Genomic DNA, 10,072 nt, shown 5'->3' with positions numbered 1-10,072 from the left:
TGGTTTTCATCCGCAAAACCCTGCGCCAGATAGACATCAGGCAACGGACGACATGATCATCAACCCGTTACCCATGTCTCCCGACAGGTGTTACCCATGTCTCCCGGCTGAACACTGTGCGCACCAGGCAAACTCGCGACTAGCGCAGTGGTGCGCACAGCACACCCTACGAGTAAGCCGGCGCTATCAGTCGGTCTCAATCCGCGAGTGGGTACGGGTGTCTTTCATGGTTACGTAGACGATCAGCGACACCGCGATGCACGCCGTGACGTACCAGTAGTAACCACTTTCCATGCCGATGCTTTTAAACCACAGGGCGATGTACTCAGCAGTGCCGCCGAAGATCGACACGGTGAGCGCATAAGGCAAACCAACGCCCAGGGCGCGGATTTCGGTGGGGAACAGTTCGGCTTTAACTACGGCATTGATCGAGGTGTAGCCGCTGACGATGATCAGCGCCGCCATAATCAAAAAGAACGCGCCCAGCCAGGTTTGCACGGTGTGCAGGGTCATCAGAATCGGCACGGTGAACAGCGTACCGAGCACGCCAAAGGCGATCAGAATCGGGCGCCGGCCAATCTTATCCGACAGCCCGCCAATGATCGGTTGCAAGCACATAAACAAGAACAGCGTGGCCGCCGAAATACTGGTGGAGTCGCTGATGCTCATGCCGGCGGTGTTCACCAGGTACTTCTGCATATAGGTGGTGTAGGTGTAAAACGCCAAGGTGCCGCCCATGGTCAGGCCGACCACAGTGAGCAGTTCCTTGGGATGACGCAGCAGCGTGCGCATGGCGCTTTCTTTGGACTTTTCTTTCTTGGTAAACGACTCGGTTTCTTCCATGCCGCGACGCAGGTACAAGGCGACGATGGCGCACAGCGCACCGATGGCAAACGGAATACGCCAGCCCCACGCATACAGCTGCTCGGTAGTCAGCACCTGTTGCAACACGATCAGCACAGCCAGGGCTATCAGTTGCCCGGAGATCAGCGTCACGTACTGGAAGCTGGAGAAAAACCCACGACGTTCTTTGGTGGCCATCTCACTCAGGTAAGTCGCCGAGGTGCCGTATTCGCCACCCACCGACAAACCTTGCAGCAAGCGGGCGAACACCAACAGGATCGGCGCGCCAATGCCAATGGTGTCGTAGCCAGGGCTCAGGGCGATCAGCAGCGAGCCAAAGCACATGAGCAGTACCGAGGCCATCAACGCCGCCTTGCGGCCTTTGCGGTCGGCGTACAGGCCCATCAACCAGCCACCAATCGGGCGCATCAAAAAGCCCACAGCAAAGATGGCGGCGGTGTTCATCAGTTGTGCGGTGGAGTCGCCTGCGGGGAAAAAGGTTTTCGCGAAGTACAACGAGAAGGCGGCATACACATACCAGTCATACCACTCGACCATATTGCCGACCGAGCCGCTGAAAATCGATTTGATCCGGCTAGCGGTGGTTTTTGTCGCGACGGGCGCAGCAGTCGCGCCCAAGGGCAAGGCGTGTGAGTTATCCATGGCGGATCCTTTATCTAATTGTTGTTGTGGGGCGCAGCAGAGCGCGCCTGCCAGGGCTATAGCAGGAGCTGTGCCAGGGCGCAGAGGCCCGATTTAGAGGGGGTACAGCGAGGCCTATAAGCGGAAATCCGCTCATTGGGCAAAAGCTATAAGTGCAATTCCGCCGATCAGCCCAGGAACATTTCCCGGCTCAGGCCGTGGCGCTGAAGCTTTTCATTGAAGGTACGGCGCGGCAGTTGCAGCTCTTCGAGCACCGCCTTGATATCGCCTTTATGCCGGGTAAGGGCGGCGCGCAAACACTGCGCTTCAAAGGCTTCCTGCTGCGCGGCGAGCGATTGCCCAGGCGCTGTGCCGGCAGGCTCCGGCTCACCCAACCCCAACACCTGACGCTCGGCGACATTGGCCAGTTCGCGCACATTGCCGGGCCAATCGTGGCTCAGTAACTGGCTCAACCTTGGCCCACTCAACGGCGGCAGACTGCGCCCGAGTTTTTCCGCCGCGGCCTGGGCGAAGTGCGCATAGAGCATGGGGATATCTTCGCGCCGCTCACGCAACGGCGGCAGGCGCAACTCGGCGACATTCAGGCGATAGGCCAAGTCCTCGCGAAAGCGCCCGGCGCGGGCTTCATCAAGCAGATCCGGCTTGGTGGCGGCAACAATGCGCAGGTCCACGCTAATGCTCTGGTTCGAGCCCAGCCGCTCAAGTTTTTGCTCCTGCAATACGCGCAGCAACTTCACCTGCTGGGCCAGCGGCATGCTTTCAATTTCGTCGAGAAACACCGTGCCGCCATGGGCAAATTCCAGCTTGCCAATGCGCTTGCCCTGGGCGCCGGTAAAGGCCCCGCTCTCGTGGCCAAACAGCTCGGCCTCAAACAGCTGCTCGGGAATGGCGCCGCAGTTCAGCGCCACAAACGGCTTGCGCGCACGCGGGCCAAACTCATGCAAGCAGCGGGCAACCAACTCTTTGCCGCTGCCGGTTTCGCCACGAATCAACACGTTTACCGGCAATGCCGCCAGCTCCAACACCTGGCGGCGCAGGGTCTGCAAACCGGGAGAAATCCCAAGCAGGCTGGCCTGCAGTTTACTTCGATGATCGGCCTGCTCATGCAACGCTCGGTTCTCCAGCACCAACCGGCGTTTCTCCAGGGCGCGGCGCAAGCTGTTGAGCAGCGCTTCCGGGCTGAACGGCTTTTCCAAAAAGTCGTAAGCGCCTTCGCGCATCGCCTCAACCGCCATCGGCACATCGCCGTGGCCGGTCAATAAAATCACCGGCAAATCCACATCCTGCTGCTGCAAACGCGCGAGCAACTCCAGGCCACCCATGCCCGGCATGCGCACATCGCTGAGCACCACCCCGGCGAAGTTCGCCGGCAATTGCGCCAGGCAATCCTCGGCGCGGCTAAACAACTGCACCTCAAAGCCCGACAGGCTCAGCCACTGCTGCACCGCCTCGCGAATACTGCGCTCGTCATCGACCAGAATTACCGACTTCAACATCACGCGTGGGCCTCCACATCAATCGGCAGGGTAACGGTAAAGCGCGCACCGTCAGCAACATTCTCAGCACTGAGTCGGCCGCCCAGCTCATGCACGATGGCAAACGATACCGCCAGCCCCAAGCCCAAACCATCGCCCACTGGCTTGGTGGTAAAAAACGGATCAAACACATTGGGCAAGTCGCTAGCGCTGATGCCGCCACCGCTGTCGGTAACGCTGAGCTGCCACTGTTGCCCGTCCGCCAGCAAGCGAATGTGCAGCTGCTTGCGCGGTTTGTCGCGCATCGCATCCAAGGCATTACGCAGCAAATTAATCAGCACTTGCTCCAAGCGAATCGCATCGCCGCGCACCGGCGCCGGACGGGTCAGTTGCACGTCACAGTCAATCTGCTCATCACGCAACCGCGCCTCCAGCAACTGCAATGCCTGGTCCACCACCGCCGCCATATCCAACGGCTCGCGCAAGCCGCTGGGGCTTTTGCGCGCAAAGGTTTTCAAATGGCCGGTAAGCGAAGCCATGCGCGTGAGCATCTCGTCCATCGGCTGCAAGGCCTGCACCGCGTCATCGCTGCGGCCGTGGCTAAGCAGCAAGCGCAACGTCGCCAACTGCATACGCTGCGCGGTGAGCGGTTGATTGATTTCATGGGCCAGCGCCGCCGACATCTGCCCCAACGCCGCCAACTTGGCCGACTGCACCAAGCCATCCTGCGCCGTACGCAAATCACGGGTACGCTCCTGCACCAAACGCTCCAACTCCTCACGGCTACGCTGCCGCAACTTGGCAAGGCGCCAGCGCTGGCTTAGAAACAACAACACAAATACCAACGTCAGCCACACGCCGGCCGCCGCCAGCGCGGCGTTGCGCAGATCCTCAAACGCCACCTGCGGGCGGCGCAGCAGATGCAGTGTCCAGCCCTCACCACTGAGCGGCAGCGACTCCCACAAATAACTGGCCCGCCCCTCAGGGCCCTCCACACGGGCAAGAAAACTACTGTCATCAAAGCGCGTAAGCGGCTCATGCACCAGCGGCGTGAGCGGCTGCTTGTCGTACTGGCGCGTGCTGTTCAACTCCGCCCAATCGGCAGCAGACAGCGTATTCAATAAGCGATAACGCCACCCCGGCCGGTTCGCAATAAACACCACCCCGCGCGCATCACTGACCAACAACGTATCGCTACCCTGCTGCCACTCACGCTCCAACTCCGGAAACTCCAACTTCACCACCATGGCGCCGAGAAACTCACCGCCCTCGCCCATCACCGCGCGGGACAAAAAGTACCCCGGTATTCCACTCGTCACCCCCACCGCATAAAACCGCCCCGAACCCTCGCTGCGGGTTTGCGTGAAATACGGGCGAAAGCCGTAATTGTGCCCAACGTAACTGCTCGGCAAGCGCCAATTACTGGCCGCCACGGCCAGGCCATTGCGATCCAGCAACTCCAACGTCGACGACTGCGCCGCGCCGTTAATCTGCTCCAACTTACGATTCAACCCCTCCTGCAACGCGCCCCCCACCGACCCCGCCAGTGCCGAACGCAGCTCCGGGTCCAACGCCAACACCGCCGGCAGCGCGCGATACCGCTCAATCAACGTATGCAGCGAATTGGCATACAACGCCAACTGCTGCTTCGCCCGCTCAGCATCGTCCGCCAGCGCCTGCTGCTCGGTGTGGCGCATGGCCGCAAAAGACGCCAACACCGCGCCGGCAACGATCAGCAGCAGATAAATAAGCGGGCGGAGATTGCGCAAGGTGGCGGGCATGGTGAGTGGGGTGATGGGGGTGGGAGCGGGAACATAGCATGGAGAGGGAAGAAAGAGAGGCATAGGGCCGGTCTTGCAATTTGCTACTTTGCAAGCACCTCGCCCGTGCTATCCCGCACGAATTCGGCCAAATTTGTGGGTTCAGCTAAAGCAAAAAGGGGGACTTAAGCCCCCCTCCTTTGCACGCAACGCTAACCGCCTTTAGGCGTTACCCGCTCCCATCGTTCCATACCCGCAAGCCTTGTTCAGCGCTTTCGCCATTTCGCTCAAGTGCTGAATAACAGCAGACTCGGCCGTTTTATCGATCAATGCATCAGCCGCGGCGAGCAGTTCGACGTAGCGCATCAGCTCGGTAGAAAGTTCTAGCGCTTCGTCTACAGGCACGCCGGCATTGACCGAGAACAGCGGGGCGCTGTCGGTTTTGCAGAAGGGTTGGTGGGTGGTTTTTTTGATGTCGTCAGACATAAGCTTGGCTCCTGAAAAGATATGGAATCCTTAGGGCTTCAGGTCGCCAAACCTGGCCGCTGAGTTGGCAGCGACGGTCGAATATAGGTCTGCTTATCGAAGCATGGCAACGGCTTTTTGCCCTCTCCATAACCATAAAGAATCAGGCGGGGGCATCGTGGTGGTTTGGCCATCAATGTGGCTAGCGGTGAGGTATATACGACGTTGGGGAAAGCTCACCTGACGGCGCGCTCCCGTCATGCATCCAACCCCACGTACAGGGTGTTTATGATAGGCGCTCCCTATGCTGACGAGGTTTATCTGTAAGCTTGTTAATCCCTACTTAAACAGCTCCGACTCTTTCACTACGTAACCCATGGGCTTCTTTTGCTTTTCGATAACCCCCTCCTCGACCAGGCGTTGAAGCCAGACCTTGGCCTGTCCAGTTGAAACATCTAAAGCAACGGCAACCTCGGCGTCTTTTGTGGGGCTTCTCAGCAGATTTTTTATCAGCTCCCTGACGGTTGCAAACAGCAGGTCCGCAGCTCCTCGGTCCTCTGCTGAATGGCCCCTTACCGCCGCAGGGGTTGCGTCAAGCCTCGGTTCAACAGAGTACTTTTCGGAAGGCTCGTTTACATGGGGCGAAGGCTTATCGGTGAAGTCCTGCGCCTTGGTTACCTCAAGCCGCGAGCTATGTACGTCTTCGGAGCAAGGCAATAAAAGCGCTGGCTGCTGAGGGGGCTGCGAATCATGGGCCTTGACCGCGAATACCTGCTCAAGAGACTGGGCATCATGCGGATTGGGCCAGAGTAACGCGCCCCGCTCTGCCAGCCCATCGAGACCGGCCGAGGGCTCACCCGTCGAGCGAATAAATACCGGCACATAATTCAACTTATCCAGCTGCTCTACAGCGCCCGCCCATGTGCCCCCTTTATTGAGGTCGGTATTAACAACCAACGCCGCATCGGCCAGTGCATAAATGAGCTTGTTACGTTGCATTGCATGGCCCACGTTGAACCCGGCATTAGGGTCATACGCAGAGACAAGAACTAAATTTCCATCAAGCAAGGAATTGCGTTCCTCACGGCTCATGGCTGTTCGCTCTAAGTTTTCGGCGAGCACACCAACAACTTTGCCACCCGACTTAAGCGCCCCTCTCATCGCAGCGAGATCAACCCCCTTGGCACCTCCCGATATAAGCGTTCTGTCAGCACTCGCTACCAACCCGCCTATCGACATCGAATAGTCGACCAACTCATCGGCAACCTTCCTGGAGCCAACGACCGCAAGCCCGCCCGTTTCAAGCAGGGAAATATCGCCACATCCGTAAAGCACCGCAGGTGTATCCGCGCGCAGGCGAGCTTTAAGGCGCCGCGGATACTCTGCGTCAGCACGACTGATGACCCAGATAGCCCGTGACTGCCATCTTTCCACCGCCTGGCTTAGCAAGAAGCCTCGACCTAGCAGCCGCTGTACTCGACTTTCATCAACAACTGGCTGGCATAAACGCAGAAGCTCGCCACTCTCGGCGCCAAGCAGGTCTGAAGGTTGTCTCTGCAACTGATGTAAATGGCTAGCTAAACGCTTGTACTCAGAGGGAGACAACAGGTCTTGCGACTGCACGCCACGCCCAACAATGAGCGGCGCTGTGAGCAAAAGTATCGCCTGCGTATTTAGTGAAAGAGGTGACATTATTCATCGTGGCCAGTTAGTGAAAGGGCCATAGGCCAAACCTCATCGCAACCGGCTTCTCGTAGCAGCCAAGCTGCGACAGTTAACGTCCATCGAGAATTAACGATGTCGTCAACTAGGAGCACCGGCCCCGCGGGAGGTACGTTGCAGACCTTAAGTGAACCATCAATATTGCGGGCCTGCTGAGTGGAGTTTGCCATAGTTTTTTGCTCTGGCCTGTCCTCTGTCTTAGCGAGCACCGTGTAAAACGGAAGACCTAACGCACTGGCCAGCCTTTTCGCAAAATTGGGTACGATCTCTTGATTTTTCAGAGACGGAATCGCGGTAACCCATGCCGGAGCGGGATTGGGCGCCCAATTTTTAATCATTTCGACACATGCCTGAACAAGCTCATCGGAAAAATGGCCATCAACATATCTATTGTTTCGAACGATGCTGCCCCAACCGGCGTCTCCCCATATGCACAGTGCTTTGCCAGGCTGAGCCTGATGCTTGGATGAGATCGGCCCCTTAACCCCATATAGCGGCATCCCACCATCCGGCCATTTTTTTCGAGGTTGAATTGGAAGGCTGGTTCGCCGTAAAAACGCGACTGCCGCTTTGACCAAGTCAGGATTCACTGCGCTAGATAGTTGAGGTAACGCTGGTGCATCAATAGCGCCTGGTACGCCATCCAGCGCGGCAATCAAAAACGCCATATGTTGGCCGAAGGCTAACTCAACGTAATCCCTCATCTGCTGGTGTTCAGCTTGTCGCAGCGCCGTCAGCCGCGCGGCACGGTCCCAAAAGCTTTGACTCAGACTTGCCGCTATGAGCTGCCACTTAGCACCTTGCTTCGCGATGGGCGCCGGCGCTTCCAATGAGAGTAACGCCACCGCTTTTTCAACCCTCCCCTTACTCAAATTGACTTTCCCAAGTAGCTCCGGAACAGATAAGCCATCCGGCGCATCTTCAAGCGTGCCTAGAATTTCAGCGACCTCCGCTCGTGTTGGGAAAGCACTACGGATAAACCAATCCGTAATTTCAGTCTCTTCCTCACCGCTGAGCAGCACACCGTAGGCAGCATCCAACGCCCGTCCTGCACGACCAACTTGCTGATAATAGGCGACCACCGAGCCCGGCATTTGGTAATGGATAACAAACGCCAAGTCCGGTTTGTCGTAACCCATACCCAATGCCTGAGTAGCGATAAGAGCTTTGACCTGGTTGTTTAAGAGGGCGTCTTCAAACTCTTCCCGACGATCTCCTGTCTGGCCTGTATAGGCTTCAACGTTGAAGCCTCGCGATTTCAACCAGCCGGCCACTAGAAGGGCGTCTCTCACGGTCAGGGTGTAAACAATGCCATGGCCTTCCAATTCGGCAAGACTTTGCGCAAGCCAGGCAAGGCGTTCTTCCTGGCGAGGCAGTCGAATGGTTTGGAGCGTGAGCGATGCACGATTGAGATCTCCACAGACGACCTCAATGTTGGGGCCAAGCACTGCCTTTAGGTCTTCCATAACTCGATTGTTTGCCGTGGCCGTGGTGGCCAACAAACGCAGATTGGGAGGCATAATTTTGACCATCCGCTCCAACAATCGATAGTGCGGACGGAAGTCATGCCCCCAATCGGAGATGCAATGCGCCTCGTCGATGACTAGTAACGAGATTTGTGCGGCGATGAGCCCCAAAACCTGGGTGCGGAAACGCTCATTAGCGAGGCGTTCGGGCGAAATAAGGAGAATATCCACACCGCCCTCAACAAGCTGACGCTCAATTGCTGGCCAATTGTCGACGTTATCTGAGTTGATAGTTTGCGCTCTTACGCCCATTCGCTCTGCCGCAGCAACCTGATTCCGCATCAAGGCCAGCAATGGTGAAATCAGTAACGCAGGCCCAGCGCCTGCCTCCCGCAGCAGCCTTGTAGCAATGAAATATACGAAGCTCTTACCCCAACCGGTTTTCTGAACAACTAGTAAGCGTTCCTTACCCTCGACAATATGGCGTATAGCGTCTTCTTGTCCTTCCCGAAAAGTCGCATCGTCCCTTCCTGAACCTAAACGCAGAAGCTCTAAAGCACGTGCTGCATTGTATTCCATGGTGTAGCTCTCCAATTGCACTGCAGAGTGCGACCGCCGCTCAAGATCAAGGCTTGTGTCAGCCGCGCCTCTAGATCCGTAAGCGCTCGATGAACGCATAGGAAAAACCAAGCGGCAACGGCTTTTTGCCGTCTCCATAACCATTGGGAAAGCTCATACAGCATTCGGTTAAAGTCCCAGTTTCATATTTCCCGAGTGCCCCGCCCGTGCCCACTACGTCCGCCTTTCTAACCTCGATCACTCTCAATCCAAGCAACGCCGAGTTGCTCAAGCGCCTACCTACCTTGCAGCTCCCGCAATGCTTACTTACGGCCGGCTGTTTGTTTCAGGCGGTGTGGAATCAGCAGGCCGGTTTGCCGCCGGCGTGGGGGGTGAAGGATTACGATATTTTTTACTTTGATGCGGATACGTCGTGGGAGGCGGAGAACGCGGTGATTGAGGCGGTGCAGGGGTTGTGTGGCGATTTGGGTGTGGTGGTGGAGGTGAAGAATCAGGCGCGGGTGCATCTGTGGTATGGGCAGCGTTTTGGCCGCGACTATCCGCCGTTGCGCTCGGCTAGAGATGGAGTGGATCGTTATTTGGTGGCGGGCACTTGTGTGGCTATCGATGTGGCCAGCGCTGAGGTGTATGCGCCGTTTGGGTTGGACGATATTTATGACGGTGTGCTGCGCAGCAACCCGCTTAATCACCAGCCGGATCTGTTTTTGGCCAAGGCCCTGAGTTATCAACAGCGTTGGCCTGGGTTGCAGATTATTGAGGGGTAAGGCGTGTGGGCGTGGGCTAGATATCCACACCCTCGCTCAACGGCAACGTAATGTTAAACACACTGCCTTTGCCCGGCCCTGGGCTGGTGGCGGCCACGGTGCCGCCGTGGGCTTCTAGGAGTTCGCGCACCACAGTCAGGCCGATGCCCAGCCCTGCACCGTTAAAGCCGATGGCGTGGGTGTCTTGGATAAAGGGGTCGAAGATGTAGGGCAAGGCGCCTGGGGTAATGCCGATGCCGTCATCGCTGATGCTAAGGCGCAGTTCGTTGTCTGCGGCAGTGACGGTCAGGGTGATGGCGCCTCCATTGGGGGTGTATTTGGAGGCGTTGCTGAGC

The 10,072-nt window shown here is 57.5% G+C and carries 8 protein-coding genes; 1 reads left to right on the top strand and 7 read right to left on the bottom strand.

Features of this window, described 5'->3' with window-relative positions:
- Positions 1-186 precede the first annotated feature (186 nt).
- The 6 genes from AAAB16_RS06285 to AAAB16_RS06260 form a co-directional block, all read right to left on the bottom strand.
- Positions 187-1,506, bottom strand: a complete 1,320-nt coding sequence (locus AAAB16_RS06285; protein ID WP_340662561.1) for an MFS transporter — start codon at positions 1,504-1,506, stop codon at positions 187-189.
- Positions 1,507-1,673: 167 nt separating this feature from the next.
- Positions 1,674-3,002 (bottom strand): sigma-54 dependent transcriptional regulator, encoded by a 1,329-nt coding sequence (locus AAAB16_RS06280; protein WP_340662560.1) that lies wholly within the window; start codon positions 3,000-3,002, stop codon positions 1,674-1,676.
- The gene (locus AAAB16_RS06275) at positions 3,002-4,762 is read right to left on the bottom strand and encodes an ATP-binding protein (protein ID WP_340662559.1); all 1,761 of its coding nucleotides are present in this window, start codon (positions 4,760-4,762) and stop codon (positions 3,002-3,004) included. Before AAAB16_RS06275 ends, AAAB16_RS06280 begins: the two co-directional genes overlap by 1 nt.
- Positions 4,763-4,963: 201 nt before the next feature.
- Positions 4,964-5,227 (bottom strand): DUF3077 domain-containing protein, encoded by a 264-nt coding sequence (locus AAAB16_RS06270; RefSeq protein WP_340662558.1) that lies wholly within the window; start codon positions 5,225-5,227, stop codon positions 4,964-4,966.
- A 318-nt stretch (positions 5,228-5,545) separates the two neighbouring features.
- A complete protein-coding gene (locus tag AAAB16_RS06265) occupies positions 5,546-6,898 on the bottom strand; it encodes a DNA-processing protein DprA (protein ID WP_340662557.1) in 1,353 nt (450 codons plus the stop codon).
- Positions 6,898-8,973 (bottom strand): DEAD/DEAH box helicase, encoded by a 2,076-nt coding sequence (locus AAAB16_RS06260; RefSeq protein ID WP_340662556.1) that lies wholly within the window; start codon positions 8,971-8,973, stop codon positions 6,898-6,900. Before AAAB16_RS06260 ends, AAAB16_RS06265 begins: the two co-directional genes overlap by 1 nt.
- 206 nt (positions 8,974-9,179) lie before the next feature.
- Between AAAB16_RS06260 and AAAB16_RS06255 the strand changes: the two genes are divergently transcribed.
- The gene (locus tag AAAB16_RS06255) at positions 9,180-9,737 is read left to right on the top strand and encodes a nucleotidyltransferase family protein (RefSeq protein ID WP_340662555.1); all 558 of its coding nucleotides are present in this window, start codon (positions 9,180-9,182) and stop codon (positions 9,735-9,737) included.
- A gap of 16 nt (positions 9,738-9,753) precedes the next feature.
- Here AAAB16_RS06255 and AAAB16_RS06250 read toward each other — a convergent pair.
- The coding region (locus tag AAAB16_RS06250; protein WP_340662554.1) for an ATP-binding protein at positions 9,754-10,072 on the bottom strand (319 nt) is incomplete at its 5' end.

It is taken from the genome of Pseudomonas sp., from assembly GCF_037994325.1.
Taxonomy (GTDB): Bacteria; Pseudomonadota; Gammaproteobacteria; order Pseudomonadales; family Pseudomonadaceae; genus Aquipseudomonas.
This window is presented reverse-complemented; position numbering and strand designations above follow the sequence as displayed.

What these genes read in the sequence shown, in the direction of transcription:
- AAAB16_RS06260 (WP_340662556.1), bottom strand. Translation starts at nt 8,973, where the DNA reads ATGGAATACAATGCAGCACGTGCTTTAGAGCTTCTGCGTTTAGGTTCA.
- AAAB16_RS06270 (WP_340662558.1), bottom strand. Translation starts at nt 5,227, where the DNA reads ATGTCTGACGACATCAAAAAAACCACCCACCAACCCTTCTGCAAAACC.
- AAAB16_RS06275 (WP_340662559.1), bottom strand. Translation starts at nt 4,762, where the DNA reads ATGCCCGCCACCTTGCGCAATCTCCGCCCGCTTATTTATCTGCTGCTG.
- AAAB16_RS06280 (WP_340662560.1), bottom strand. Translation starts at nt 3,002, where the DNA reads ATGTTGAAGTCGGTAATTCTGGTCGATGACGAGCGCAGTATTCGCGAG.
- AAAB16_RS06265 (WP_340662557.1), bottom strand. Translation starts at nt 6,898, where the DNA reads ATGTCACCTCTTTCACTAAATACGCAGGCGATACTTTTGCTCACAGCG.
- AAAB16_RS06285 (WP_340662561.1), bottom strand. Translation starts at nt 1,506, where the DNA reads ATGGATAACTCACACGCCTTGCCCTTGGGCGCGACTGCTGCGCCCGTC.